General features: G+C 70.0%; 25 protein-coding genes. 18 read left to right on the forward strand and 7 right to left on the reverse strand.

Features of this window, described 5'->3' with window-relative positions; all coding sequences use genetic code 11:
• The first annotated feature begins 107 nt into the window (after nucleotides 1-107).
• The 3 genes from LDO27_RS04035 to LDO27_RS04045 are packed head-to-tail and all read left to right on the forward strand — an operon-like array spanning nucleotide 108 to nucleotide 2,821.
• Nucleotides 108-635 (forward strand): SRPBCC family protein, encoded by a 528-nt coding sequence (locus LDO27_RS04035; RefSeq protein ID WP_224039826.1) that lies wholly within the window; start codon nucleotides 108-110, stop codon nucleotides 633-635.
• A 41-nt stretch (nucleotides 636-676) separates the two neighbouring features.
• Nucleotides 677-2,161, forward strand: a complete 1,485-nt coding sequence (locus LDO27_RS04040) for a DHA2 family efflux MFS transporter permease subunit (RefSeq protein ID WP_224039828.1) — start codon at nucleotides 677-679, stop codon at nucleotides 2,159-2,161.
• 9 nt (nucleotides 2,162-2,170) lie between these two features.
• Nucleotides 2,171-2,821, forward strand: coding sequence for a TetR/AcrR family transcriptional regulator (locus tag LDO27_RS04045; protein WP_224040799.1), 651 nt, complete (start codon nucleotides 2,171-2,173; stop codon nucleotides 2,819-2,821).
• Nucleotides 2,822-2,872: 51 nt separating this feature from the next.
• On the opposite strand, the gene LDO27_RS04050 is transcribed toward LDO27_RS04045, so the two are convergent.
• Nucleotides 2,873-4,096 (reverse strand): acyl-CoA dehydrogenase family protein, encoded by a 1,224-nt coding sequence (locus tag LDO27_RS04050; RefSeq protein ID WP_224039830.1) that lies wholly within the window; start codon nucleotides 4,094-4,096, stop codon nucleotides 2,873-2,875.
• Between the two features lie 218 nt (nucleotides 4,097-4,314).
• On the opposite strand from LDO27_RS04050, the gene LDO27_RS04055 reads away from it, so the two are divergent.
• The 5 genes from LDO27_RS04055 to LDO27_RS04075 are packed head-to-tail and all read left to right on the forward strand — an operon-like array spanning nucleotide 4,315 to nucleotide 10,258.
• Nucleotides 4,315-5,943 carry an ABC transporter substrate-binding protein gene (locus LDO27_RS04055; protein ID WP_224039832.1) on the forward strand — a complete coding sequence of 543 codons (1,629 nt, stop codon included), beginning with the start codon at nucleotides 4,315-4,317 and terminating at the stop codon, nucleotides 5,941-5,943.
• A gap of 29 nt (nucleotides 5,944-5,972) precedes the next feature.
• Complete coding sequence (locus LDO27_RS04060) at nucleotides 5,973-6,986, forward strand: ABC transporter permease (protein ID WP_224039834.1); 1,014 nt, start codon at nucleotides 5,973-5,975, stop codon at nucleotides 6,984-6,986.
• 39 nt (nucleotides 6,987-7,025) lie between these two features.
• On the forward strand, nucleotides 7,026-7,937 hold the full coding sequence (locus LDO27_RS04065; protein ID WP_224039836.1) for an ABC transporter permease: 912 nt from the start codon (nucleotides 7,026-7,028) through the stop codon (nucleotides 7,935-7,937).
• A 59-nt stretch (nucleotides 7,938-7,996) separates the two neighbouring features.
• Nucleotides 7,997-8,548: a carboxymuconolactone decarboxylase family protein gene (locus LDO27_RS04070; protein WP_222206895.1), complete on the forward strand. Its 552-nt coding sequence runs from the start codon at nucleotides 7,997-7,999 to the stop codon at nucleotides 8,546-8,548.
• Between the two features lie 24 nt (nucleotides 8,549-8,572).
• Nucleotides 8,573-10,258 carry an ABC transporter ATP-binding protein gene (locus LDO27_RS04075; protein WP_224039838.1) on the forward strand — a complete coding sequence of 562 codons (1,686 nt, stop codon included), beginning with the start codon at nucleotides 8,573-8,575 and terminating at the stop codon, nucleotides 10,256-10,258.
• Nucleotides 10,259-10,275: 17 nt separating this feature from the next.
• On the opposite strand, the gene LDO27_RS25575 is transcribed toward LDO27_RS04075, so the two are convergent.
• Nucleotides 10,276-10,404: a hypothetical protein gene (locus LDO27_RS25575; protein WP_290368798.1), complete on the reverse strand. Its 129-nt coding sequence runs from the start codon at nucleotides 10,402-10,404 to the stop codon at nucleotides 10,276-10,278.
• Nucleotides 10,405-10,414: 10 nt separating this feature from the next.
• Nucleotides 10,415-11,578 carry an FMNH2-dependent alkanesulfonate monooxygenase gene (gene ssuD / locus LDO27_RS04080; RefSeq protein WP_224040801.1) on the reverse strand — a complete coding sequence of 388 codons (1,164 nt, stop codon included), beginning with the start codon at nucleotides 11,576-11,578 and terminating at the stop codon, nucleotides 10,415-10,417.
• A 318-nt stretch (nucleotides 11,579-11,896) separates the two neighbouring features.
• Between ssuD and LDO27_RS04085 the strand changes: the two genes are divergently transcribed.
• From LDO27_RS04085 to msuE, 5 genes are all read left to right on the forward strand, one after another.
• A complete protein-coding gene (locus LDO27_RS04085; RefSeq protein ID WP_224039840.1) occupies nucleotides 11,897-12,991 on the forward strand; it encodes an ABC transporter substrate-binding protein in 1,095 nt (364 codons plus the stop codon).
• Complete coding sequence (locus LDO27_RS04090) at nucleotides 12,988-13,881, forward strand: ABC transporter ATP-binding protein (RefSeq protein WP_224039842.1); 894 nt, start codon at nucleotides 12,988-12,990, stop codon at nucleotides 13,879-13,881. The genes LDO27_RS04085 and LDO27_RS04090 overlap by 4 nt, the downstream gene beginning before the upstream one ends.
• 17 nt (nucleotides 13,882-13,898) lie before the next feature.
• Entirely contained in the window at nucleotides 13,899-14,666 is a 768-nt protein-coding gene (locus tag LDO27_RS04095) for an ABC transporter permease (RefSeq protein WP_224040803.1), read from the forward strand.
• The gene (locus LDO27_RS04100) at nucleotides 14,659-15,666 is read left to right on the forward strand and encodes a type 2 periplasmic-binding domain-containing protein (protein WP_224039843.1); all 1,008 of its coding nucleotides are present in this window, start codon (nucleotides 14,659-14,661) and stop codon (nucleotides 15,664-15,666) included. The genes LDO27_RS04095 and LDO27_RS04100 overlap by 8 nt, the downstream gene beginning before the upstream one ends.
• 145 nt (nucleotides 15,667-15,811) lie before the next feature.
• Nucleotides 15,812-16,378, forward strand: coding sequence for an FMN reductase (gene msuE, locus LDO27_RS04105; RefSeq protein WP_224039844.1), 567 nt, complete (start codon nucleotides 15,812-15,814; stop codon nucleotides 16,376-16,378).
• Between the two features lie 81 nt (nucleotides 16,379-16,459).
• On the opposite strand, the gene LDO27_RS04110 is transcribed toward msuE, so the two are convergent.
• The 4 genes from LDO27_RS04110 to LDO27_RS04125 form a co-directional block, all read right to left on the reverse strand.
• Nucleotides 16,460-17,818: an LLM class flavin-dependent oxidoreductase gene (locus tag LDO27_RS04110; RefSeq protein WP_224039845.1), complete on the reverse strand. Its 1,359-nt coding sequence runs from the start codon at nucleotides 17,816-17,818 to the stop codon at nucleotides 16,460-16,462.
• Nucleotides 17,818-19,068 (reverse strand): SfnB family sulfur acquisition oxidoreductase, encoded by a 1,251-nt coding sequence (locus tag LDO27_RS04115; protein ID WP_224039846.1) that lies wholly within the window; start codon nucleotides 19,066-19,068, stop codon nucleotides 17,818-17,820. The genes LDO27_RS04110 and LDO27_RS04115 overlap by 1 nt, the downstream gene beginning before the upstream one ends.
• 1 nt (nucleotide 19,069) lies before the next feature.
• Complete coding sequence (locus tag LDO27_RS04120) at nucleotides 19,070-20,326, reverse strand: SfnB family sulfur acquisition oxidoreductase (protein WP_224039847.1); 1,257 nt, start codon at nucleotides 20,324-20,326, stop codon at nucleotides 19,070-19,072.
• Between the two features lie 140 nt (nucleotides 20,327-20,466).
• Complete coding sequence (locus LDO27_RS04125) at nucleotides 20,467-21,273, reverse strand: IclR family transcriptional regulator (protein WP_224039848.1); 807 nt, start codon at nucleotides 21,271-21,273, stop codon at nucleotides 20,467-20,469.
• A gap of 99 nt (nucleotides 21,274-21,372) precedes the next feature.
• On the opposite strand from LDO27_RS04125, the gene LDO27_RS04130 reads away from it, so the two are divergent.
• The 5 genes from LDO27_RS04130 to LDO27_RS04150 all read left to right on the forward strand — a co-directional run bounded on the left by LDO27_RS04130 (nucleotide 21,373) and on the right by LDO27_RS04150 (nucleotide 26,489).
• Nucleotides 21,373-22,371, forward strand: a complete 999-nt coding sequence (locus LDO27_RS04130; RefSeq protein WP_224039849.1) for a Bug family tripartite tricarboxylate transporter substrate binding protein — start codon at nucleotides 21,373-21,375, stop codon at nucleotides 22,369-22,371.
• A gap of 20 nt (nucleotides 22,372-22,391) precedes the next feature.
• The gene (locus tag LDO27_RS04135) at nucleotides 22,392-23,912 is read left to right on the forward strand and encodes a class I adenylate-forming enzyme family protein (RefSeq protein ID WP_224039850.1); all 1,521 of its coding nucleotides are present in this window, start codon (nucleotides 22,392-22,394) and stop codon (nucleotides 23,910-23,912) included.
• A gap of 10 nt (nucleotides 23,913-23,922) precedes the next feature.
• A complete protein-coding gene (locus tag LDO27_RS04140) occupies nucleotides 23,923-24,720 on the forward strand; it encodes a citryl-CoA lyase (protein ID WP_224039851.1) in 798 nt (265 codons plus the stop codon).
• An 8-nt stretch (nucleotides 24,721-24,728) separates the two neighbouring features.
• Nucleotides 24,729-25,553: an SDR family NAD(P)-dependent oxidoreductase gene (locus LDO27_RS04145; protein ID WP_224040806.1), complete on the forward strand. Its 825-nt coding sequence runs from the start codon at nucleotides 24,729-24,731 to the stop codon at nucleotides 25,551-25,553.
• 219 nt (nucleotides 25,554-25,772) lie between these two features.
• Nucleotides 25,773-26,489 carry a c-type cytochrome gene (locus LDO27_RS04150; RefSeq protein WP_224039852.1) on the forward strand — a complete coding sequence of 239 codons (717 nt, stop codon included), beginning with the start codon at nucleotides 25,773-25,775 and terminating at the stop codon, nucleotides 26,487-26,489.
• The last annotated feature ends 9 nt before the right edge of the window (nucleotides 26,490-26,498 follow it).

Consider the following 26,498-nt stretch of genomic DNA (forward strand, 5'->3'; position numbering starts at 1 on the left):
TTTCGTGGCTATCGTTTGTGGACGCTGTACACAAAGCATCGGCGACGCACCAGCCGCACTTGCGCGATCGCCGCATTCGAGACCCCGTACCGGCCCTGGAGGCCCCCGTGTTGAAAGTCGTTTCCCTGGTCGTGGCCGTACTGGTCGCGGCCGTACTGATCCTCGCCGCCACGCGCCCGGACAGCTTCCGCGTCGAACGCGCCATCACCATCGACGCGCCGCCGGATCGCGTCTACGCTTTGCTCGCCGATTTCCGGGAATGGAGCGCGTGGTCTCCCTACGAGAAGCGTGACCCCGCCATGCGCCGCAACTTCGAGGGTCCGGCCAGCGGCCCCGGCGCCGTCTATGCGTGGGCCGGCAACAAGGAAGTCGGCGAAGGCCGCATGGAGATCGTCAACTCGGCGCCGCCCACCGAGCTGACCATCCAGCTGAACTTCATCGAACCGTTCACGGCCCACAACACCGCGCAGTTCACGCTGGCGCCCGCGCAAGGCGGCACCCGTGTCACGTGGGCGATGTGGGGACCGAGCCCGTTCGTGTCGCGCCTGATCGGGCTGTTCATCGATATGGACACGATGATCGGCCGCGATTTCGAGGCGGGCCTGGCCAATCTGAAAGCGCTGGCACAACGCTAGCGATGGCAAAAGGGGCCGCGCCGGCCCCGAAAGGAATAGCGATGCATCACGCAATCGACGACCGCAAGCGCTGGCTTGCGCTGACGGTGCTCTGCCTGGGCGTCCTGATGATCGTGCTCGATACGACCATCGTGAACGTTGCCCTGCCCTCGATCCGCACCGACCTGGGCTTTACCGAAACCTCGCTGGTCTGGGTGGTCAACGCCTACATGCTGACCTTCGGCGGCTTCCTGCTGCTGGGCGGCAGGCTGGGCGACCTGTTCGGCCACCGCCGGCTGTTCCTGCTCGGCATCACGCTGTTTACGCTGGCGTCGCTCGCGTGCGGGCTGGCACAGGGCCAGGCGCTGCTGGTCGCGGCGCGCGCCGTGCAGGGCGTTGGCGGCGCGGTGGTATCGGCCGTGTCGCTGTCGCTGATCATGGATCTGTTCCGCACGCCGGGCGACCGCGCCAAGGCGATGGGCGTGTATGGCTTCGTGTGCGCGGGCGGAGGGAGCATCGGCGTACTGCTCGGCGGCCTGCTGACCGGCGCGCTGAGCTGGCACTGGATCTTCCTGGTCAACCTGCCGATCGGCGTGGCGGTGTATGCGCTGAGCCTGGCGCTGATTCCTAACCTGCCGGGGTCCGCCAACGGCCAGCGGCTCGACGTGGGCGGCGCGGTCACGATCACCAGTTCGCTGATGCTCGCCGTGTACGCGGTGGTCAACGGCAACGAGGCCGGCTGGCTGGCGGCCTCGACGCTGGTCATGCTGGCCGTGGCCGTCGCGCTGCTGCTGGCATTCCTGCTGATCGAGTCGCGCGTGGCCAATCCGCTGATGCCGCTGGCGCTCTTCCGGCTGCGCAACGTCGCCGTGTCGAACGTGGTCGGCGTGCTGTGGGCCGCGGCGATGTTCGCGTGGTTCTTCATCTCGGCGCTATACATGCAGCTGGTGCTCGGCTACAGCCCCATGCAGGTGGGGCTCGCCTTCCTCCCTGCCAACCTGATCATGGCCTTCTTCTCGCTCGGACTGTCGGCGCGGCTGGTGATGCGCTACGGCATCCGCGCGCCGCTGGCGGTGGGGCTGCTGCTGGCCGCGCTCGGGCTGGCGCTGTTCGCGCGGGCGCCGGTCGATGGCGTGTTCCTGCGCGACGTGCTGCCCGGCATGCTGCTGCTCGGCCTTGGCGCCGGGGTCGCCTTCAACCCGGTGCTGCTCGCGGCGATGAGCGACGTCAGGGAGAGCGACTCCGGGCTGGCGTCGGGCGTGGTGAATACGTCGTTCATGATGGGCGGCTCGCTCGGGCTGGCGGTACTGGCCAGCCTCGCGGCCGCGCGCACCGCCGGCATGGCGGCGACAGGGGCCGCCCCTGCCGTGGCGCTCAATGGCGGCTACCAGCTTGCGTTCCTGGTGGGCGCGTTGTTCGCCACCGTCGCCGCCCTGCTAGGCGGCGCGCTGCTGCGCACGCGCACGCAGCCGCCCGTCGCGGTCACGCCGTCCGGCGGCGATGTCGCCACCGACGACATGGACGCGGGAGGCGGCCAGACGGCCTGAATCGTGCCCATCCCCATCCCGCCCGTCGAAGCCCCCACGCGGTCCACCTACCGTCATGGCGACCTGCGCCAGGCGCTGATCGACGCCGGCGTGCAGCTTGCGCGCGACGGCGGGCCCGATGCGGTCGTGCTGCGCGAGGCCACCCGCCGGGCCGGCGTCGCGCCCAATGCCGCGTACCGCCACTTCGCCAACCGGCAGGACCTGTTCGAGGCGGTGCGCGCGGCGGCGCTGCGCGCGCTGGCCGTGACCATGGAGGCCAAGCTGTCCGAGGCCGGCGGTGATGTGGACGCCGATGCAGCGGCGGCCGCGCGGGCAAAGCTGCGGGCCGTCGGCGCTGGCTATCTCGCCTTCGCGCAGGCCGAGCCGGGGCTCTTCCGCACCGCCTTCGCCGCCGCGCCGCCGGTGGAGCAGGACCCCGATCCGTCCAAGGCCGGGGCCAGCGGGCTGAATCCCTTCCAGCTGCTCGGCGCCGCGCTCGACGGCCTGGTCGCCGCCGGCGTCATCCCGGCGCAGCGGCGTCCGGGCGCCGAGTATCTGGCATGGTCGGCGGTTCACGGGCTGGCCATACTGCTGATCGACGGACCACTGCGCCATGTCCCCGAAGCGCAGCGCCTCGCGCTCGGCGGACGTGTGCTGGCGATGGTGGAAGACGGCCTGTAGGCGACACGCGTCGCCTACCTGCAGACGCTCCCGACAGGCGGCCTTGCGCGGCTATGCCGCCTTGGTGCCCACCGACCAGTAGAAGCTCGGCGCGGTTCCGTTGATCGCATGGTCGCCCAGCAGGCGCGCCTTGTAGATGACGGGGTTGTGCGACGCGAGCGTGCGGGCGTTGCGCCAGTGCCTGTCGAGCTGCGCGTCGGGGCCGAGGGCCGAGGCGCCGCCCACGTCGAACAGGCGGCTCGCGGCCGCGAGCACCATGTCGAGGATTCCAACCTGGGCCCTCGCCGCGCTCAGCTCGACTTCCTGCAGCGCCTCCCCGGACACCGCATCGCCGCGCCGGCGCCGCTGGTCGATCTCGCCCAGCAGCCGCGCCACCGCGCCCACCGTCGCGCCGGCGACGAACGCCGTACCGCTCAACTGCCCCACCACCTGCTGCACCAGCGGGTCCTGCGCGGCGGTGTCGCCGCTGCCATGGCTGTACACCCGCCTGCGATCGCGCACGAACGCCGCGGCGTCACGCTCCACGGCGCGGGCGAGGCCCGCCAGCGTGGCCAGATGGACCAGCTGGAACGTGGCGGTGACGGTGGTCGGCTCCTGGCGGGAAAAGATCAGCACGTTGGCGTCCGGCACCGCCACGCGATGAAAGCGCGTCGTGCCGGAGGCGCTCATGCGCTGGCCGAAGCCGCGCCAGTCGTCGACGCGTTCGACGCCTGGCGCATCGGCCGGCACCAGCACATAGACGGGCACGCCATCGTCCACGCGCGTGGCCGAGACCGCGATCCAGTCGGCGTACAGCGTGCCGGTGCTGTAGAACTTCTCGCCGTCGAGCACCCAGCCGTCGCCGTCGCGCGAGAGTTCGGTCTGGTAGCGCCCGAGCTTGCCCTCGCCGCGCTCCATCGCGGCATTGCCGAAGATCGCGCCCTGCGCGGCCAGCCGCAACCACGGCTCGCGCCGCGCCAGCGGGATTTCGGCATGGAGACGCTCCACGAAGCCGATATGTGCCCGCAGGATCTGCGGCAGGTTCGAATCGGCCTCGCCAAGCTCGATCAGCAACGCGAACAGCTGTTCCACCGAAGCGCCCAGTCCCCCCAGCGCCACCGGCACGCGCAGCGCGCCGAAGCCCGCGTCGCGCAGCTGCGCCACCGCGTCGTACGGCAGGTCGCGTTCGCGCTCGCGGCGCACGGCCTGCGCGGCGATATCGGCGAACACAGGGCGAAAGCGCGCCGCGAGATCTGGGGTCGAAGGTGAAGCGGGGATTGGGGTGTGGTCGGCCATGGGGGTGGGTCGGAACGGAACCGCGCCACGATAGCGCAGCGGCGCGATCGGCCGAACGACGCGTTTGTTCTATGGATACGCGGTGATCCCGCATATGCCGATGCCAAATCATTCGTTCTGCTGCGCAAGCGGCTTTCATACAGTGGCCCCCTCGCTTGCTGTTCCGTCCTTTCTGTTCCGTCCTTTATCGCTACTCGTCGATCTCACCTCGGGCCACTATGACGACCTTATTCTGGCATGCGCGCCTGGCGCGTCCCCTGACCCTGCTGGCCAGCGCGCTGGCGCTGACCGCTTCCACCCTGGCCCATGCCGAGACCCCGCGCGCGGGCGGCACGCTGACCGCGGTGATCCAGCCCGAGCCGGTCATCCTGACCTCGGCGCTGAACTCCGCCGCGCCGACCGGATTCTTCAGCGCCAACGTGTTCGATGGCCTGGTGGAGTACGACAACGATTTCAAGCTGCGGCCGGCGCTGGCGGAGCGCTGGGACATCTCCAAGGATTCGAAGACGCTGACGTTCCATCTGCGCCCCAACGTGAAGTGGCACGACGGCAAGCCCTTCACTTCGGCCGACGTCAAATGGACGCTGGAAAACGTCTGGAAGACGCTGCATCCCCGCAACCAGACGCTGTTCGGCAAGGTCACGCAGGTCGATACGCCCGATGCGCTGACCGTGGTGCTCCGCTTCTCCGAGCCTTCGCTGGCCGTGCTCAGCTCGCTGAACAGCAACGGCGCGCAGGTGCTGCCCAAGCATCTGTACGAGAACACCGACATCCTGAACAACCCCTACAACAACAAGCCGGTCGGCACCGGGCCCTTCGTGTTCAAGGAATGGAGCAAGGGCAACTACATCGTGCTCGAGCGCAATCCGAACTACTGGGACAAGGGCAAGCCGTACCTGGACAAGATCGTCTTCAAGGTCATTCCGGATGCCAGCGCGCGCGCCGCGGCGCTGGAAAAGGGCGAGGTGCAGTACGCCCCGTTCAGCCCCGTGCCGCTGAAGGACGCCCAGCGCCTGGCGCAACTGCCCACGCTGAAGCTGGAGACGCGCGGCTACCAGTGGCTCTCGCCATGGCTGTTCATGGACATCAATGTCGAACGCCCATATTTCAAGGACGTGCGCGTGCGGCAGGCGCTGTCGCATGCCATCAACCAAGATGCGCTGAACAAGGTGGTGTGGTTCGGCTTCGGCAAGCCGGCGGTCAGCCCCGTGGTCTCCACGCTGGGGCAGTTCTTCAATCCGGACGTGCCCCGCTATCCGTATGACCCCGCCAAGGCGGAGGCGCTGTTGGACGCCGCAGGGCTCAAGCGCGGGGCCGACGGCTCGCGGCTGAAGATCCAGATCGACTACCTGCCCTACGGCGACGACTACAAGCGCAGCGCGGAATATGTGAAACAGGCGCTCAAGCGCGTGGGCATCGACGTCAACGTGCGCACGCAGGACACGCCGACCTACACCCGCCGCGTCTATGGCGATCGCGACTTCGACCTCGCCGTGGTCTGGTTCGCCGGCTTCGCCGATCCGCTGGTGGGCGTGACGCGCGCCTATCGGGCCGACACCGTGGGCAAGAACATTCCGTGGTCCAACGGCTCCGGGTATCGCGGCGAGGAAGCCAACCGCCTGATCGACCAGGCGCAGGGCTCGCCGAGCCAGGCCGAGCGTGTGGCGCTGTTCCGCAAGTTCCAGACCGTGGTGCAAACGGATGTGCCGTCGATCCCGCTGCTCGAGCTGCAGTTCTTCACGCTGCAGTCGGCCAGCTTGCGCGATACGGTCAGCGGAGTGGACCAGGTGTACGCCTCGCTCAAGCGCGCCTGGTTCGCGCCCACGCAGACCACCGCCTCGCGCTGAGCGCCCACCAACACGCCCGGCATCGGCACATGACCACCACCCTCACCGCCGCGCCCGCGCGGCAGACGGCCGGCCGCTCGCGTGCGCCGTGGCGCCGGCTCGCGCATGCGGCCGGCATCGTGCTCGGCATGGCCATCGTCAACTTCTTCCTGCTGCGGCTTGCGCCCGGCGACGCCGCGCAGGTCATCGCCGGCGAGGCCGGCGCGGCGTCGCCGGAATATCTCGCCGCGCTGCGGGCCCAGTTCGGGCTGGACCAGCCGCTGTGGGTCCAGCTCGGCAAGTACCTGTGGCATCTGGTCCAGCTCGACCTGGGCTTCTCGTTCCGCCAGGGCATGCCGGTGCTCGATCTGATCGTGCAGCGCCTGCCCGCCACGTTGCTGCTGATGGGGGCGAGCATCGCCTTCGCGGTGGTGGCCGGCGCCGCGCTGGGCGCACTCGCCGCGTACCGCGCCGGGCGGCCGCTCGATACCCTCGTGTCCACGCTGGCGCTGCTGTTCTTCGCCACGCCGCTGTTCTGCATCGGCCTGCTGCTGGTGCTGGTGTTCTCGCTGTGGCTGGACTGGCTTCCCGTGGGCGGCATGTTCACGGTCGAAGCCGACCTTGGCGGATGGCGCCATGCTCTGGACGTGGCGCGCCACCTCGTGCTGCCGGCGCTGACGCTGGGCCTGTTCTATATGGCCGTGTACGTGCGGCTGATGCGCGCCAGCATGATAGACGTGCGCCGCCAGGACTTCGTGCGGACCGCCGTGGCCAAGGGCGCACCGCCGCGCCGCGTGCTCGCCGCGCATGTCTTGCGCAATGCGCTGCTGCCGCTGATCACGATGATCGGTGTGCAGGCGAGCTCCGTGATCGGCGGCGCGGTGCTGGTGGAAACGGTGTTCTCGTGGCCCGGCCTCGGCCGCATGGCCTTCGAGGCCCTCTATCAGCGCGACTACAACCTGCTGCTGGGCATCCTGTTGTGCAGTTCGGTGGTGGTGATCGCCGTCAACTGGCTGGTCGACCTGGTCTATGCCCGTGTCGACCCACGCATCCGGCTCGCGTGATTCGCCGCATCCCTCCCCTTCACGGCCCGACTCGACACCATGTCCCGAACCCACTCGTCCCCAGCCCCCATTCCCGCGCTCGTTCCGGCGGCGCCGGTCCAGGCACACGCCAGCGACGGCGCGCTGCGTCGCACTGCCCGGCGCATCGCGGCCTCGCCCAGCGCCGTGGTCGGCGGGGTACTGCTGGCGCTGGTGCTCGCCGCGGCGCTGTGCGCGGGCTGGCTTTTTCCCGGCGATCCGCTCGACATGGCCACCGAACCGCTGCTGCGGCCGGGACAGGATGCCGCGTACCCGCTGGGCTCCGACATGCTGGGCCGCGACCTGCTGGCCGGACTGTTCCACGGCGCGCGCGCCTCGCTGCTGATCGCCGGCGTATCCACCGCGATCGCCGTGCTGCTGGGGGTGGCGGGCGGCCTCGCGGCCGGATTCCATGGCGGCCGCGTCGATCGGGCCATCGACACCGTCACCACCTTCTTCCAGACCATTCCGTCGTTCCTCTTCGCGCTGGCCATCGTCGCGGTGGCGCAGCCCTCGCTGTGGAAGATCGCGCTCGCCATCGGCGTGACCTCGTGGCCGGGGCTGGCCCGCCTGGTTCGCGCCGAAGTCATGCGGCTGCGCCACGGCGACATGGTGCTGGCCAGCGAGGCGCTGGGCGCGAGCGACCTTCGCATCATCCTCAGCGACATCCTGCCCAATACGCTCACGCCCGTGCTGGTGTCGGCCTCGCTGATGGTGGCCACGGCCATCCTGACCGAATCGAGCCTGGCCTTCCTCGGCCTGGGCGACCCCAACGTCGCGAGCTGGGGAAACATGGTCGGCGCCGGCCGCGAGGTGCTGCGCACCGACTGGTATGTGGCCGCATTGCCGGGAGCGGCCATCGTCGTCACGGTGCTCGCGCTCAATCTGCTGGGCGACGGCCTGGCGGCGGCCTTCGATCCGCGGGGGCGCTGACCGTCCGGTCTCGCCCACGCGGGCATCTTTCCTTCCCAACGCTTTCCAGGAGTCCTTCCATGGCCCGTGTCGCCGACATCCATCCCACGTCCCTGCCCGCCCCGGCGCGCGCGGTGTTCGAACGAGTCGAGCAGGAGTACGGCGCCTTCGGCAACATGCTGCGCGTACTGGCGCACCGGCCGCCCGCGGTCGAGCATCTGTTCGGCCTGCTGCTCGACTTCGCGCGCGACGGCCTCATTTCCCGCCGCCATCTGGAGGTGGTGCTCGTCACGGCGTCCCGCCTCAATGCCTGCCACTACTGCATCCAGCACCATGAGCCGCGGCTCGAAGCGCTGGGCGTCACGGCCGAGGCGATCGAACGCATCCTGGAGCCCGAGGTGCCGGGATTCGACGCCACCGATCTGCTGGTGCGCGACTACACCGTGCAGGTCACCACCCAGCGGGTCACCGACACGCTCGTCGACGCCCTGAGGGCGCGCTTCTCCGAGGCCCAGATCGTCGAACTGACGCTGCGTGCCGCGCTGTGCGCGTTCTTCGCCCGCTTCAACGAAGCGCTCGAGATCCAGGTCGAGCCGGAACTGCTGGCCGCCGAAGTCCACGGCGCCCACTGAGCCCGCATTCATCCAGGGATCGCCATGTCACCACTGCTTTCGCTGCGGGACCTCACCATCCGCTATCCGGGCCCGCCATCGCAGCGGGCCGCCGTGTCGGGCCTGAATCTGGACGTGTCGGCCGGCGAAACCGTCGCGCTGGTCGGCGAATCCGGCTGCGGCAAATCCACCACCGCGCTGTCGTTGCTGCGGCTGTTGCCGCCCGCGGCGCAGGTAGGCGGACGCATCCTGCTTGACGGGCGCGACCTGGCCAGCCTGGACGAGCCCGCCATGGTCGGGCTGCGCGGCAACACCGTCTCGATGATCTTCCAGGAGCCCATGACGTCGCTGAATCCGGTGAGCTCGGTGGGCGCGCAGCTGGTGGAGGCGTTGCGGCTGCATCTGCCGCTGTCGCCGGCGGCCGCGCGCGCACGGGCCGTCGAACTGCTGGAACAGGTGCGCCTGCCCGAGCCGCAACGGCGCTTCCATGCCTATCCGCACCAGCTGTCGGGAGGCCAGCGCCAGCGCGTGATGATCGCCATGGCGATCGCCTGCTCGCCGCGCCTGCTGGTGGCGGACGAACCGACCACGGCGCTCGATGTCACGGTGCAGGCCCAGATCCTGGAACTGCTGGACACCCTGCGGCGCGAGCTGTCGATGGCCATGCTGCTGATCACCCACGACCTGGGCGTCGTCGCGCAATGGGCCGACCGCGTGGCCGTCATGCACGACGGCATCAAGGTGGAGGAGAACACGACGCAGGCGCTGTTCGAAGCGCCTTCGCATCCCTATACCCGCGGCCTGCTCGGCGCCTCGCTCAGTTTCTCGCAGGACGCGCACTACCGGCACGCGCGCCTGCCCGAGATCCGGGTCGAGCGCCAGGGCGATGGCGCGGCCGTGGCATTCCGGCTGGAGCGGCCGCCCGTCCACCAACAAGCCCGCGCGCGCGTCGCGGACCAGGCCCCGCTGCTGCGGGTCGAAAACCTGCATGTGCGCCACACGACGGCGTCCAGCGACGTGCACGCGGTGCGCGGCGTGTCATTCGCCATCGGCGAGGGCGAAACGGTGGGGCTCGTCGGGGAATCGGGCTGCGGCAAATCGACCCTTGCCAAGGCGATCCTGCGGCTGACGCAGGCCGAGTCCGGCGCGATCCGCTTCGACGGCGTCGATCTGGTGCCGCTGGACCGCAATGCCATGCGGCCGCTGCGTGGAGCGATGCAGCTGGTGTTCCAGGACCCATACGGCTCCCTGAACCCGCGCCGCACGGTGGCGGAACTGCTGGACGGCGCGCTGCGCATCCATGGCGTCGCGGATCGCCGCGAACGGGCCCGCCGTGCGACCGCGATGCTGGATCGCGTCGGCCTGCCCGCCACGGCGCTGCGCCGCCATCCGCACGAGTTCTCCGGTGGCCAGCGGCAGCGCATCGGGATCGCGCGGGCCCTCGTGCTCAAGCCCAGGCTGCTGATCTGCGACGAGCCCGTCTCGGCGCTCGATGTCTCCGTGCAGGCCCAGGTACTGAACCTGCTGGCGGACCTGCAGGGGGAGTTCGGACTGTCCTACCTGTTTATCTCCCACGACCTTGGCGTGGTGCGCTATATCGCCGACCGCGTGCTGGTGATGCAGCACGGCCAGCTGGTCGAAGCGGGCGAGCAGCGGCAGATCTGGGAGCGGCCGGCCCATCCTTATACGCGCGCGCTGCTCGACGCGGTGCCGCGGCCCCGCTTCCACTGAGCCCCCGGGGCTCCGTTTCAGTGGCGGCGGAGCCAGGGCAGCCAGCGCCGCCAACGCCCCGGCACGCCCGCCAGGCCGCGCGCCTTGCGGGCGAGCAGCCTGGCCGCGAGGTCTAGCGCGGCCTGCTCCAGAGGATTCGTATGCATGCGGCCCCTGTCAGCTTTGCGAGGCACGCGGCACGATGCCGGTGGCCATCACTTCGCCGAACGGGCCCGACAGCACCTGCCCCGGCAGCTTGTCGCGCACCGCGCGCGGCAGCAGCGGAAACACCAGCTCCGCAAAGCGGTACGCCTCTTCCAGATGCGGGTAGCCTGACAGCACGAACGTATCGATGCCCAATTCGGCGTACTCGCGCATGCGCTCGGCCACGGTGTGCGGATCGCCCACCAGCGCGGTGCCCGCGCCACCGCGCACCAGGCCCACGCCGGCCCACAGGTTCGGACTGACCTCCAGCGCCTCGCGTGTGCGCTTGCTGCCGCCGGCATGCAGCGCCGCCATCCGGCGCTGGCCCTCGGAATCCATCTTGGCGAACACGGCCTGCGCACGCGACACGGTCTCGTCGTCGAGCCGGCTGATCAGCGATTCGGCGGCCGCCCATGCTTCGGCGTCCGTCTCGCGCACGATCACATGCAGGCGGATGCCGAAGGTCACGGTGCGCCCGTGGCGGGCCGCTTCGGCGCGCACGTCCGCGAGCTTCTTCGCCACATCGGCGGGCGGCTCGCCCCAGGTCAGGTACGTGTCGACCTGCTCGCCGGCGAGCTTGTGCGCGGCCTCGGACGATCCGCCGAAGTAGACCGGCGGATAGGGCCGCTGGATCGGGGGATACAGCACGCGCGCGCTTTTGACCGACAGGTGCCCGCCGGTGAAGCTCACCTCGCCGCTGTCGTGGCTTGCCGCCAGCACGTCGCGCCAGATGCGGATGAATTCGGCCGAAGCTTCATAGCGCGCGGCATGGTCGAGGAACACGCCGTCCCCCTCGAGCTCCGCCACGTCGCCGCCGGTCACCAGATTGACCAGCAGCCGGCCGCCGGAGATCCGGTCAAAGGTGGCCGCCATGCGCGCGGCCAGCGTCGGTGTCATCAGTCCCGGGCGCACCGCGACCAGGAATTTCAGCCGGCGCGTGACGGCCGCCAGGCCCGAGGCAGCGACCCACGGGTCTTCGCACGAGCGTCCGGTCGGAATCAGCACGCCCTCGTAGCCGAGCGTGTCGGCGGCGACGGCGATCTGCTTCAGGTAGTCGAAGCTGACCTCGCGCGCGCCCTCCGAGGTGCCTAGGTAGCGGCTGTCCCCATGGGTGGGAATGAACCAGAAGACCTGCATATGTGCCCTTGTGGTGAGGTGTTGCATGTGTCGATGCCGCGTTGCGCGCGATGCGGCGCGCGGCGTTGGCAGTCGAGAGTAGCGAGCCGGGGCGGCCACGGGAACGAAGGGTTTCGCCCATCCATGTGTGCTCCGCGCATAAGCGGCGCGATCCCGTCGACGCCTCGCGTTCGCCGCGCGCCGAACACATATGGGTCTGCGAAATCGTTCGTTCCGGCCGGCGCGAGCCGGGCGATACAGTGGCCGCAGAGCCACGCCATCCGGCGATACCAACGGCAGGCCGCACCCCGGATCTGCCTCCACCGTTCAGGAATCTCCATGCACGCCACCGACCCTTCCCTGCGCGCCCGCCGCGGGGCACTGAAACGCCTCGGATCCCTCGCGCTGCTCGGCGGCAGCGGCCTGGCCCTCGCCGGGTGCTCGCGCGACAAGTCGGCCCCGTCATCGGCGGCCGCCGGCAAGGCGCCCTCGGTGGTGAAGAAGACGGGGGACAAGGTCGAGTTCAAGTATCCGGACAACCCCACCTTCGACCTGGTCTATCTCGCCGAGCAGCTGGGCTACTTCGAGGGCACCACCACGCGACCGAAGTACGTCGGCAAGGTGGCCGCGCCGCAGATCATTCCGCTGACCGGCACGGGCGAGATCGACTTCGGCTCCCGCATGGTGCCGCTGGTGATTTCCGCGGTGGCGAGCGGCGCCGACATCAAGGTCGTGGCGGCGGGCAACCGCACGCTTCAGGACGCGCCGCACATGAAGTATTTCGTGCGCAAGGCCTCCGGCATCCGCGCGCCCAAGGACCTCGAAGGCAAGACCGTGGGCATCAACAGCTTCGGCGCCTGCGCGGAGTTCGTCACCAAGACCTACCTGCGCCAGCAGGGCGTCAACGTGGACAAGATCCAGTTCGTCGTCATTCCCGACGACCAGGCGGAGCAGACGCTGGTGACCGGCAACACCGACATGGCCATCATCCACGCGCCCTTCTCCGGCCGGGCCGACCATGCCGACAAGCTGGTGCGGCTGTGGAGCGACTTCGACCTCGACGGCGGGCTGGGCGGCATGCAGCCGTACAGCGCGCACGGCCGCTTCATCCGCGAGCATCCCGAAGCCGTGCGCGACGTCGTCACCGCGCTGGCCAAAGCCGCGAACTGGGTCAATGCGAATCCCGAAGACGCGCGCAAGCTCGTCTCCGACCGCATCAAGCTGCAGCTCGACTACGTGGACCGCTATGCCTACGTGGAGAATCTCGTGGTCACCGAACCGCCGATCCAGTACTACATCGACGTGCTGGAGAACGAGGGCAAGCTGGCCAAGGGGAAGGTCAACGTGCGCGACATCTACACCAACGAGTTCAACCCGTTCGCCGGCGCCAAGGCCACCGGGGCCGTGGCGCCAGGCCGGAGCGGCGCGGCATGACGAACAAGATCACCGCACGCAACGTGCGCATGGAGTACAACGTGCGCAACGAACAGGGCCAGCCGGATCGCGTCGAGGTGCTCCGGGAGTTCGACCTGGACATCCGCGACGGCGAATTCCTGTCGATCCTGGGCCCGTCGGGCTGCGGCAAGTCCACCTTCCTCAGCATCCTTGCCGGCCTCACCGACCGCACCGGCGGCGACATTGCCATCGGCGGCCGGCCGCTTGCCGGCATCAACCCGGACCAGGGCGTGGTGTTCCAGGGCTACGCGCTGTTTCCGTGGCGCACGGTGCTGGAGAACATCGCCTTCGGCCTGGAGATCCGCGGCGTACCGCGCGGCGAGCGCAACCGCATTGCCGGCGAATACCTCGAACTGGTCGGGCTGCACGGCTTCGGGCATCGCTATCCCCACGAACTGTCGGGGGGCATGAAGCAGCGTGTTGCCATCGCCCGGTCGCTGGCCTACCGGCCCGACGTGCTGCTGATGGACGAACCGTTCGCGGCGCTCGACGCGCAGACGCGCGAGATCCTGCAGGGCGAGCTGCTGCGCATCTGGGAGCAGTACCGCAAGACCATCGTCTTCATCACGCACAGCCTGGACGAGGCGATCTTCCTGTCCGACCGCATCGTGGTGATGACGCGCCGGCCCGGCACCGTCAAGCAGATCCTCGACGTGCCGCTGCCGCGCCCGCGTGCGCCGGAGCTGCGGCATGCCGACGCCTTTATCAAGCTGCGCCAGCAGGCGTGGGACATCCTGAAGGACGAAGTGCAACTGACCCAACCCGCCGCGGCGCCACGCCCGTTCGGCGCCACGGCCAATCCGGGCGAACGCGCGCCCGCCGAACCCGCCGCGCCGGCCGGCACCCACGCGCAAGGAGCGGCACTGTGAGCGCCACCACTACCGTCATCCGCCACGGGGACCGCACGCTCGGCCTGATCGGCATCGCGGCATTCCTGCTGCTGTGGGAGCTGGTGCCGCGGCTTGGCATCGTCAGCCAGGCCTACCTGAGCCCGCCGTCGCAGATCCTGCCTACGCTGTGGGAGCTGATTACCAGCGGCACGCTACTCAAGCATGTCGTCGCCAGCCTGCAGCGCTCGCTGTGGGGCCTGTTCGCCGCCATCGGCTTCGGCGTTGTGCTGGGGCTGCTCATGGGCTGGTTCAGCCGATTCGAGGCCGTCGTCGATCCCATTCTCCAGTTGTTCCGGCAAACCTCGGCCTTCGCGCTGTTCCCGGTGTTCGTGCTGTTCTTCGGCATCGGGGAGCTGTCCAAGGTGGCCATCATCTTCTGGGCGTCGTTCTGGCCGGTGCTGTTGAGCACGATCGGCGGCGTCAAGCAGGTGGACCGGCTGCTGATCGACTCCGCGCGATCGATGGGCGCGTCGCGTCCCTTCGTGTTCCGCAAGGTCGTGCTGCCGGCGGCGCTGCCGTCGATCTTCACCGGCGTGCGGCTGGCGGGTACCTATTGCATTACCGCGCTGGTGGCCGCGGAGATGATCGGCGCGCATGCCGGGCTGGGATTCCTGACGCTGAACTCGCAGGAGGTGTTCCAGATCCCCACCATGTACGCCGGCATCCTGCTGCTCGCGCTGCTGGGCCTGCTGCTCAACTACGTGCTCGCCGCGGTCGAGCATCGGCTCACGCGCTGGCGCAAGGGCCTGACCCTCAATGGCTGAGCGAGGCGTGGCCGCGTGCGCGGCCTGCGAGTGGGAGACCTCCGACCCGGCGCGCCCGGCCGCGCCGCGACCGGTGGCGCGTGTTGCACGGCGCGTGGCCGGCATCGCGGCCGTGGCCACGCTGGTGGCCGCCGCGTCATGGCTGGCCGCGCCCGTCTGGATGCCGCGCCTGCCGCATCTGCCGGAACGTCTTCCTGTCGCATGGCAGACCGCGTTAGCGCATCACCCGCTGCTCGCGTCGGCGTCTTTGCCACCGACTTCGCCCGAGGCGATCGGCCCCGTGCTGCAGGCGGCGACGGCCCGTGGCGAACTGGTGGTGGCGGTCCGCCACTACCGCCGGCCCACCGTCGTGGGCGCGCAGGCGCCGCTGGAGCCCGACCGCTTCGATGCGGAGATGGCGGACTTCGTCGCCACGCGGCTAGGGCTGCCGTTGCGGCTGGTGATGGCCGGCGCTGGCGAGGCTGTGGCGGACCTGACCATCGCGGGAGCGCCGTCGGTGTCCGAAGGCGCTCAGGCCCGCATCCCGACCGCCTACACCGGTGGCAACGGCGCGCTCGTCGTACTGCGCGGCGGCCCGGTCGCGCATGCCGCCGATCTGCATGGCGCGCGCATCTGCGTGCCGGCCGGTAGTCCCCATGCGCGTACGTTGGCCGAGCGGCACGGCGCCGTCGTGCGGTCCTATGGCGCGGCGGTGCAGGCCGTGGCCGCGTTCATGGCCGGCGAATGCCACGGGCTCGCGGATGACGAGCTGACCATCGCGCGGCTGATGCGAACGCCCGAATGGCGCTTCTACCGCCGCCTCGATATCGGACTGCCGCCGGACAACGACACCGCGCAGATCGCGCTGCGCGCGGCCGATGCGCGCTCGCTGGCCTGGCTGGACAAGGCGGTGCGGCAGTGGAAGGCCAATGGCGCCTTGCTGCAGGCGCGGCAGCACCGCGCCGCCAATGTCGGCTTCGAAGCCAGCCAGTTGCAGGACGGGCTGGTGTGCCATTCATGAGCCTGCGTTATGCGATGCGCCCGTCTATGGATAGGCGAAACGCGTCGTTCGTTGCCGGCGCCCCTTGCGCTAAGGTGATGCGGTCGCTCCCTGGCGCGCCGCGGGGCGCCTTTCACCGTCATCACGCCTATTCCGGAGTTCTCGGATGTCCAAGCCTCTGAACGTAGTTGCCGTCAATGGCAGCACCCAAACACCCTCGCGCACGCTGGCGCTGGTCAATGCCCTGCTGCAGGAAGTCGGCACGCGCCTCCGCATCGATGCGCAGGTCGTGAGCCTTGCCGACATCGCGCGGCCGCTGGGCGGCGCGCTGTGGCGCACGGAGCTGCCGGCGCCGGTCGAGGCCCGGCTGCAGGCCATCGAGCAGGCCGACCTGCTGATTGTGGCGGCACCGGTCTATCGCGGCTCCTATCCCGGGCACTTCAAGCAGCTGTTCGACCTGATCGGACAGGAGGCGCTGGTCGACAAGCCCGTGCTGCTGGCCGCGACCGGCGGCAGCGACCGTCACGCGCTGGTGCTCGAACATCAGCTGCGCCCGCTGTTCGGCTTCCTGCAGGCGCTGACGCTGCCCATCGGGGTGTACGCCAGCCAGGCGGATTTCGATGACCATACGATCCGCAGCGCCTCGCTGATCGAGCGGATCCGGCTTGCCGCCGACCGGGCCACGCCACTGTTTCCCGCCAGCGCGCAGGCGGCCCTCGCCAGGGCGGCATGAACGAGCCGGACGACCACGGTCCGGATGAGACAAGGCCCCGCAGCGCGGGGCCTTGTCATTGCTAGCACGGCGGCACGTGCGTCATGACCGCCGGAATTGCGCCGCCGCATGGCGCGCGGGCAGGCGGTCGCTCTCGCCGAACAGCTTCCGCCGCAGGCTGCCCTCGGCGTACGCGGTCTTGTAGACCCCGCGCTCCTGCAGCACCGGCACGACCAGATCCACAAAGTCCTCGTAGCTCTCCGGCACCACGGTGCGACTCAGATTGAAGCCGTCGATGCCGGTGTCCTCCACCCACGACTGCAGTTCATCCGCAACCTGCGCCGGATCGCCGACGAGGGCCGGGTAGCGCCCGCCGAGTTCGAACAGCGACAGCAGCTTGCGGCGGGTCCAGCCCTGTTGCTGCGCGGTGCGGCTCGCCGACTCGATGGCATTGCCGCCCGCATAGTCCACCGGGGCATCGAGATCGTACTGCCCGAAGTCCACGCCGGTGCTGGCCGCGAAATGGGCCAGGCCCGCCTCGCGGCTGGCGTAGTCCTTGTATTCGGCGTGCTTTGCGCGCGCCTGCTGCTCGGTCGGGCCGGTGACCACGGCGGCGCCGGCGAATACCTTGACGTCGTCGGGGCGGCGCCCGGCCGCCACCAGTTGCTCTCGCAGCGCCTTTACCGTGTTGCGGGCCGCCTCGCGGTTGGGCGGCGAGATGAAAACGCACTCGGCATGCCGCGCGGCGAACTGTTGGCCGCGGCCCGAGCTGCCGGCCTGGAACAGCACCGGCGTGCGCTGCGGCGACGGCTCGGCGAGGTGATAGCCGTCGACGCGATAGTGCGCGCCCTCATGGCGCACGCGGTGCACGCGCGCCGGGTCCGCGAACACGCGCGCGGCCTTGTCGCGCCGCACGGCGCCATCCTCCCAGCTGCCCTCCCACAGCTGGTACATCACGTCCAGGTATTCGTCCGCGCGATCGTAGCGCTGGTCGTGCGGCAGCTGCGCCTGCACGCCCATCGCGCGTGCCGCGCTGTCGAGGTAGCCGGTGACGATATTCCAGCCGATGCGCCCGCGCGTGAGGTGGTCCAGCGTGGAGAAGCGTCGGGCCAGCAGGTAGGGCGGCTCGTACGACAGGTTCACGGTCACGCCGAAGCCCAGATGCCGCGTCACCGCGGCCATGGCCGGCACCAGCAGCATCGGGTCGTTGACCGGCAGCTGGATCGACTCGCGCAGCGTCACATCGACATTGCCCTGGTAGACGTCGTAGACGCCGACGATATCGGCGAGGAAGAGGCCGTCGAACAATCCGCGCTCCAGCGTGCGGGCCTGGTCGGTCCAGTATTCGATGGTGTTGTATTCGGTGGAGCGATCGCGCGGATGCGTCCACAGGCCATGGTTGATATGGCCTACGCAATTCATGTTGAACGCGTTGAGCAGGATCGTCTTCTTGTGCGCCATCACAACGCTCCGTGCCGCGCCGGCAGCTTTCCGTTCAGATGGAAGTTGCCCACCGCGTGGTACTTCCAGCGCACCGGATCGTGCAGCGTGTGCGTGCGGGCGTTGCGCCAGAAGCGGTCGAGTCCCTGGTGGTCCAGCGTGGCCGCGGTGCCGCCGAGCTCGAACAGCTTGTTGCTGGCCAGCAGCGACGCCGTGGTGGTCAGCGCGCGCGCCTCCGCCACCGCGATGGAGGCCTCGGCCACGCTGCGCTCGTCGGGCGCGCCGCGCGCCACGTCGACGGCGCGGGCCGCGCGGCGCAACAGCGCCTCGGCCGCGCGCAGCCGCACGGCCACGTCTCCCACCTGGTGGATGGTCAGCGGGTCGTCCGCCGCGCGTTCCACGCCCGCGCCCACCCATGCGCGCGCCCGCTCACGGACGAACGTCAGCGTCGCGTCGAAGGCGCCGCGGCCGATGCCCAGGTCGATGGCGGCATGCAGCAGCTGCGCGAATGGTCCGATGGACGTGGGACGCTCGAACGAAGCGAGAAACGGCACCACCCACTCGCGCTCCACGCGCACGTTGTCGAACGAGACGGAGCCACTGCCGGTCAGGCGCTGCCCGAAGCCATCCCAGTCGTCGACAATGGAGACGCCCTGCGCGCCGCGCGGCACGAAGGCGAGATAGGTCACCTCCCGCCCCGCCTCCTGCGCCACCACCAGCGTGGGGATCCAGTGCGCGTAGAGCGCGCCCGTGCAGTAGAACTTGTTGCCGTTGACCCGCCACCCATCGCCGTCTGGCTCGATGCGGGTACGGCGCTTGAAGTCCTTGTGGCCGATCTCGGCCAGCGCGTTGCCGAAGCGCTCCCCGGCCAGCACGCGCTCGTGGAAGAAGCGCTGCTGCGCCTCGGTGCCGCCCACGCGCAGTACCTCCAGCGCATAGAAATGGTTCTGCGGAATCTGTCCCAGCGACCCGTCGGCGGCGGAGATCGTCGCCACGACCTCTGCCAGCGTGCCGCTGCTTACGCCGGGTCCGCCATGGTCGCGCGGCACGGTGATGGCCCACAGGCCGCTGTCGGTGAAGGCTTCCAGCTCGCGCCACGGCAGGCGGCGCGCCTGGTCGCGCGCCACCGCGTCGCGTGCGAACGCGCCGGCCAGCTCGCGGGCCGTGCGGATGGCGTCGGCATCGTCGGCCAGGCGCGCCGGCGGGCGCGGCGGCGGTGGCGCGCTGGCGGGTTCGTTGGCGGTGGGCGCAGGCTCAAGAAGTGCGGGCATATCAGTTCCAGGCGTGCCGGGCGGGCAGGATGTCATTCAGGTAGTAGTTGCCGATCAGGTGGGTCTTCCAGCGCACGGGATCATGCAGCGTGTGCGTGCGGGCATTGCGCCAGTGGCGGTCCAGGTTGTGCCCGGCCCGGGTGGCCGACGCGCCGGCCAGCTCGAACAGCTTCTCGCTCGCCTCCAGCGCCGCCTCGGTGGTCAGCACCTTGGCCTCGGCCACGGCGACGGACGCGCGCGCGCTCGCCTGCGCATCGACCGGTCCGGCCGCGATCTCGTCCAGCACGCGGCCGGCGTCGAGCAGCACCTCGCGGGCCGCATGGACGTCGATCTGCAAGCGGCCCACGTCCTGGATGATGTAGGGGTCCTGCGTGGCATGCTCGCAGCCCGAATCGACCCATGGCCGCGCGTGCTGGCGCACGTAGGCCAGCGTATCGGCCAGCGCGCCTTCGGCGATGCCCAGGTCGATGGCGGCCTGGATCAGTTGCGAGGTGGGGCCGGACAGGCCGGGCCGATCGCTCAGCTGCCACAGCGGCAGCACGTCGTCCGCGTTGACCGGCACGTTGTCGAACACCACGCTGCCGCTTGCCGTGATGCGCTGGCCGAACGAGGACCAGTCGTCGATCACCGTCAGGCCGGACACCTCGCGTGGCGTCCATATCTGGACCGCGCGCCCCTCGTCGTCGAGCGCGCGCGTGGGCACCCGGTGCGCGAACAGCGCGCCGGTCGAATAGAAGCGGCGCCCGTTCAGGCGCAGGCCCTGCGGCGTGGCCGTCAGCCGCGTGGTGCCCTGCAGGATGGTCTTGCTGGTGGCGGAACGGCGTTCGGGACCGGCATTGCCGAGCCGCGCGCCCGCCAGCACCTCGCCATAGAAGCGCCGCTTCTGGCGTTCGCCGCCGATCTCGCGCAGCACGGCCAGCAGGCCGAAATGGTTTTGCGGGATCTGGCCCAACGCCGGATCCGCGGCGCACACGATGGCGAAGACCTCCGCCAGCGTGGCATAGGAAACCTGCGCACCGCCGAACTCGCACGGCACCGTGATGCCGCCGAGGCCGCTGGCGGACCAGCGTTCCAGCTCGGCCCATGGCAGCCGGCGCTCGCGGTCCCGCAGCGACGCCTCGACCGCGAACTCGCGCGCCAGTTCGTGGGCGGTCTCGATGGCCTCGGCGTCGCCGGCGATGCGCCGCACGGTGGCGGGGTCCGGCAGCCTCGCGGCGGGCGCGGCGGTTGCCGCGGGATATTCGCGGGGATGATTCATGGCTTCGTCCGTGCGTTTCACTGGGAAAGACTGCAAAGCCGCGCGCGGCCTCATGCGCGGGCGGGACAAGCATTGTTGTTCCCGCGCGCAGCGCGTGGGAACGAAGCATTCCGCATGTCGTTAGAAGGCGCCGAGGACGGCTACAGGCCCTTGGGCAACAGCGTGCCCACCGCCTCGCGGATCAGCCGCGAGATCAGTTGCTGGCGCTCGCGCGGCATGCGGGCCAGCGTCGTTGCGACGCTGATGCCGGCCACCGGCTCCCCGCCGCGATCGCGCACTGCCATGCCGACCGCCAGCGCGCCGCGCGTGGCATGGTTCCCGATCACCGACCAGCCCCGCTCGCGAGTAGCCCGCACCAGGATGCGCATGCGCTCGGCCGTCATGCCGCCGTAGCGCCCGAGCGTGTCGGCATTGGCGGCGATGACTTCCTCCACCTGCCCATCCGGCAGCGCGGCCAGCAGCGCGAGCCCCGCCGCGCCTACGCCCAGCGGCTGGCGGGTGCCGACCTGGATCACCAGCACCTGCACGGGATGCGTGCCGACGTGGCGGGCGATGCAGTGGGACAGCGCGCCGTCGCGCACGATGGCGAATGCCGCGTCGCCGCAGCCGCCGCTGATCTGGGCAAGCACCGGCTTGAGTCTGGCGGCCAGATCCGTGGACGCGCCCCGCTGCGGCACGGCCGCCAGCCGCGGCCCGCCGACATAGTGCCAGCGGCCCCGCTGCGCGACATAGCCGCAATCGACCAGCGTCGCCAGCAGGCGGTACACCGTGGGCCGCTCCAGCGCGACGGCGCGGCACATCTCGACCACGCGCAGGCCATCGGGTCCGGCCGCAAGGATGGCGTCGAGCAGGTCCAGGCCACGGCGCAGCGCGCGGGTGCCGTCCTCGGCCGGGCGCCGGCCAACGTCCGCCTGGCGGACATTTCGATTCGCGGTACGGGCAGTCATCGGAAAGAATTTCCGTGTCGGGGCGATAGTCCGCAGTATGCCGCAGCGCTCAGTAGACGGACGTCCCCCGGCGAGGCATCCACTCAGGAGACAATCGACATGAGCTATTCCCCTACGCCGCGCCGGCGCCTGCTCGGCTGCGCACTCGCCCTCGCCGGGGTCTTCGCCGGCGGCTTTTCTACCGCCCTGCATGCCGACCCGGTCTGGCCGTCCAAGCCGGTCAAGCTGGTGGTCGGCTATGCCGCCGGCGGCGCCACCGACGTGCTGGCGCGCCTGGTCGCCGTCAAGCTCGGCGACGGCCTCGGCCAGCCGGTCGTGGTGGAGAACCGCGCCGGCGCCAACAGCAACGTCGGCGCCGAGGTGGTGGCCAAGGCCGCGCCTGACGGCTACACGCTGTACGTGTACACCATCGCCAATACGATCAACGCCTCGCTCTACGACAAGCTGGCCTACGACCCGGCGAAGGATTTCGAGCTGGTGGGCATGATCGCCAAGATTCCCAACGTGCTGGTGGTCAATCCGTCGCTGCCGGTCAAGAGCGTGAACGACTACATCCGCCTGGGCAAGGAGTCGGCGAGCGGGGTGACGTTCGCCTCGTCCGGCAGCGGCTCGTCGATCCACCTGTCCGGCGAGATCTTCCGCATGCGCAGCGGCATCAAGATGCTGCACGTGCCCTACCGCGGCAGCGCGCCGGCGGTGACGGACCTGCTGGGCGGACAGGTCCAGTCGATGTTCGACAACACGCCGTCCGCGCTGCCGCACGTCAAGGCCGGCAAGCTGCGCGCCATCGCGGTGACCAGCGCCCAGCGGCTGCCCTCGCTGCCCGATGTGCCCACCGTGTCCGAATCGGGCTTTCCCGGCTTCGACGTGCAATCGTGGTTCGCCATCGCCGCGCCCGCGGGCACGCCGAAGGCGGTGACCGACAAGCTCAATGCGGCGTTGAACAAGGCGCTGGCCGCGCCGGACGTGCGCCAGCGGATGCAGGACCTGGCCGCGACGCCGGAGCCGGGCACGCCGGAGCAGGCGCGCACCTTCGCCATGGCGGAGATCAAGCGCTGGCGCGAGGTGGTGCAGCAATCGGGCGCGCGCGTCAACTGACCACGGAACCAAGGAGAGCCATGCTTCCCATCGATCTGTTCTGGCGGGCCGCGCAGCGCTGGCCCGACAACGTGGCCATCGACGCGCCGCAGGCCAGCATCACGTACCGCGCGCTGGCCGCGCGCGTGGCGGCGCTGGCCACCGCCATGCAGGCCATCGATCCCGCCGCGCAGAGCCGCGTCGGCATCTGCGCCGGCAATTCGGCCGAGCACATCGTCGCCCTGCTGGCGGTGCTGGCCAGCGGCAAGATCTGGGTGCCGCTCAATCCCAAGAGCACGCAGCCCGAACTGCGGCGGATCGTCGATGCCACCGAGCCAAGCATTCTCGTGCTCGACGCCGAACTCGCGCCGCTGCTCGAAGGCGCGCCAGCGACCCGGCTGTTCACGTCGCCGGCGCCCGCCGGCGCCGACTCGCTGGAGAGCGCCATCGGGCGCCACGCCGGCGCGCCGCCTCCCGTGCTGTCTCTCCATCGCGACGACACGCAGGCGATCAAGTTCACCGGCGGCACCACCGGCGCACCCAAGGGCGTGATGCAGCCCTACCGCGCGTGGGTGGCGAATATCGTCAACCAGATCCATGCATGGGGCTTCGACGAGCACGACCGCTACGTGGTGGCGGCGCCCATCACGCATGGCACCTCCACGTATGTGCTGCCCATCCTCGCCCAGGGCGGCTGCCACGTGATCATGGCCGGCGGCGGTGCCGAGGCGGTGCGCCGCACGTTCCGCGAGCGCCGCGGCACCGTGTCGTTCATGCCCCCCACGCTGATCTACATGCTGATGGCGCTGCCCGGCGCCTCGCGCGACGACTATCCGGCCCTGCGTCGGCTGATCTACGGTGGCGCGCCGATGCCGACCGAGAAGATCCGCGAGGCGCGCGCCTTCTTCGGTCCCGTGGTGGGCACCACCTATGGCCAGACCGAGGCGCCCCAGCTGCTGACCGTACTGCGTCCCGACGATTACGAGCAGGACTGCAACCTCGCCTCGGTCGGGCGCACCACGTGGTTCAGCGAGGTCTCGATCATGGCGCCCGACGGCCGGCTGCTGCCGAGCGGCGAAGTCGGCGAGGTGGTCGCGCGCGGCGACCTGGTGATGACCGGCTACTGGCGCCGCCCCGACCTGACCGACACCACCATCGTCGATGGCTGGCTCCATACCGGCGACCGCGGGCTGATCGACGAACGCGGCTACCTGTACCTGAAGGACAGGCTGCGCGATGTCGTGATCACCGGCGGTTTCAACGTCTATCCCATCGACGTGGAGAACGCGCTGGGCCAGCATCCCGCCGTCCACGAGTGCGCGGTGTTCGGCATGCCCGACGACAAGTGGGGCGAGGCGGTGCACGCGGCCGTGCAGCTGCGCGAGGGCAGCAAGGCCACGGAGGCGGAACTGGTCGCCTTCGTGCGCGAGCGGCTGGGGCCGGTGCAGACGCCCAAGCGCATCCATTTCCACGACAGCCTGCCCCGCTCCACCGTGGGCAAGGTACTGAAAAATGCCGTGCGGGACCGGGCCATGGCCGGCAACGCCGCGGGCATTCACTGAAGGAGACCGCATGACCCAGACCGCCAACCCCTCCGGCAAGCCGGTCACCCGGCTGTGCACGCATACGCTGACCAGCCTGCACTACCGGGATGCCAATCTGGTCGAGGACCTGATGGGCAAGGCCACCTTCACCGAGGTGATGCTGATGCAGATTCTCGGCCGCAAGCCGCGGCCCGTGGACATGCGCATCACGGACGTGGTGCTGATCGTGCTGATGGAACACGGCCTCACCCCAAGCGCCATTGCCACGCGGCTGATCTACATGAGCGCGCCGGAGAACCTGCAGGGCGCCGTCTCGGCCGGACTGCTGGCCGTGGGCAGTTCCTTCGTCGGCACCATGGAGAACTGCTCCCAGCTGCTCGATCGCGTGCTGGCGGCGGACGATCCCGACGCCGAAGCCCAGGCCATCGCGCGCCACTACCGGGCGCAAAAGGCTGCGGTGCCCGGCTTCGGCCACCACCTGCACAAGCCCGTCGATCCCCGCGCATACAAGCTGCTGGAACTGGCCGGGGCGGAGCCCGAGCTGGGCGGCGAGCGCATCCGGGCGTTGAAGCGGCTCTCGGCCGCGGTCGACGAGGCAGCGGGGCGCCCGATCACCATCAACGCCACCGGCGCGGTGGCCGCGCTGCTGGGCGAGATCGGCGTGCCCACCGCCGTGATGCGAGGCTTCGCGGTGATCTCGCGCGCCGCCGGTCTGGTGGCGCATATCGTCGAGGAGCAGGCGAGCCCGTCGGGGCGCTTCATCTGGGACACGGTGGAGCACGCCATTCCCTACGTGGGCAATGCCCCCGCGGGGGACGCGCCGTGAGCGGGGCGATGCCGCCGGGCACGGGGTCGCCCCTGCCGCTGAGCCTGGCCGGGCGCACGGTCTTCGTGGCGGGTGCCGGCTCGGCGGGACCGGGCTGGAGCATCGGCCGCGCCGCGAGCGCGACGTACGCGCGCCTGGGCGCACGCGTCTGCGTGGTCGACCGCGACGAAGCCTCCGCGCGGGAGACCACCGCGCTGATTCGCGGCGAGGGCGGCACGGCCGAGACCTTCGTCGGCGATGTCGCGGTGGACGCCGACGTCGAACGGCTGTTCGCGCAGGCCCGCGCCTGCTTCGGACCCATCGACGTGCTGCATCACAACGTGGGCATCGGCAAGACCGGAGGGCCGCTGGACACCGCCGTGCAGGACTTCGACCAGGCCCACCAGGTCAACGTGCGCAGCCTGCTGCTGGCGTCGCAGCAGGTGCTGCCCGACATGGTGGACCGCGGACGCGGCGCGATCGTGACCATCTCGTCGGTCGCGGGGCTGCGCTACCTTGGCTATCCGCATCTGTCGTACTGCGTGACCAAGGCGGCGGTGATCCAGTTCACGCGCATGCTCGCCCAGCAATACGCGGCGCACGGCATTCGCGCCAACACGGTCGTGCCCGGCCTGATCGATACGCCGCGGATCGCGCATACGGTGGCGAAGATGTTCTCCGCCACCGATCTGGACGAGGCGCGCGCCGCGCGGGCCCGCCAGGTGCCGATGCAACGGATGGGCACGGCATGGGATGTGGCGAACGCCTGCGCCTTCCTGGCATCGGACGCGGCGGCCTACGTGACCGGCACCGAGCTGGTGGTCGACGGCGGCCTGACCGGGAAGTTCGTCTAGCACGGTAAGGAAGCGAAGCGCGATCTAAGGATTTCTAATATCGCTAGTCATTGACTTCGTCCTAAAAGCGCCTACGCTGGTGTGTACCTTGTCCGGCACAGGGCACGGTGCATGCGTGTGGGCGCTTCCCCATGGGCCTGCCCACGGGCCCGCATCGGCACCAGCCCAGCATCAGCCATTGCCGGCCTGCACCCACTCGCATGGAGGCCTTGTAGCGGCATGCACAAGTTCGGGTCAGCTTGCCTTTTCGCGATTCTGGCCGGCCTCGGGTCCGGCGCGGCGCGCGCCCAGTCCGAGGCGGTGCCGGCGTTCAAGCAGCTCGACTCGATGGAGGCGCGGGTGCAGGGCTGCGTGACGTGCCACGGCCAGAGCGGTCAGGGCACCAGCAACGGCTACTTTCCCCGCATCGCCGGCAAGCCAGCCGGCTACCTGTACAACCAGCTCGTGGCCTTTCGCGACGGCACCCGCAAGTACCCGCCGATGAACTATCTGGTGGCCTACTTGCCCGATCCGTACCTGCGCGAGATGGCCGAGTACTTCTCCAGGCTGCACCCTCCGTTCGCGCCCGGCGAGCCGGCTCCCGTCGACCCCGCCACGCTCGCGCGCGGGCAGGCGCTGGTCACCGCCGGTGACGCGGGCAAGGGCATTCCCGCCTGCGCGACGTGCCACGGCAGCGCCCTGACCGGCATGAACCCGGGCATCCCCGGACTGGTCGGACTGCGGCCGACCTATATCGTGGCGCAGCTCACGCGCTGGAAGGTGGGCGACCGGCACGCGGCCGAGCCCGATTGCATGAAGCGCATCGCGACGCGGCTCAGCGATGTCGATATCGCCGCGGTGGCGGGCTGGCTGGGGCAGCAGCCCGCGCCAAGCGACCCGGCGCCCGAATCCTCCAATCTCGTCCGCATGCCGCTGGCCTGCGGCAGCCAGCGATGAAGCGCGCCC

Origin of the sequence: Cupriavidus respiraculi, assembly GCF_914271545.1 — a bacterium.
Classification (GTDB): Bacteria; Pseudomonadota; Gammaproteobacteria; order Burkholderiales; family Burkholderiaceae; genus Cupriavidus; species Cupriavidus respiraculi.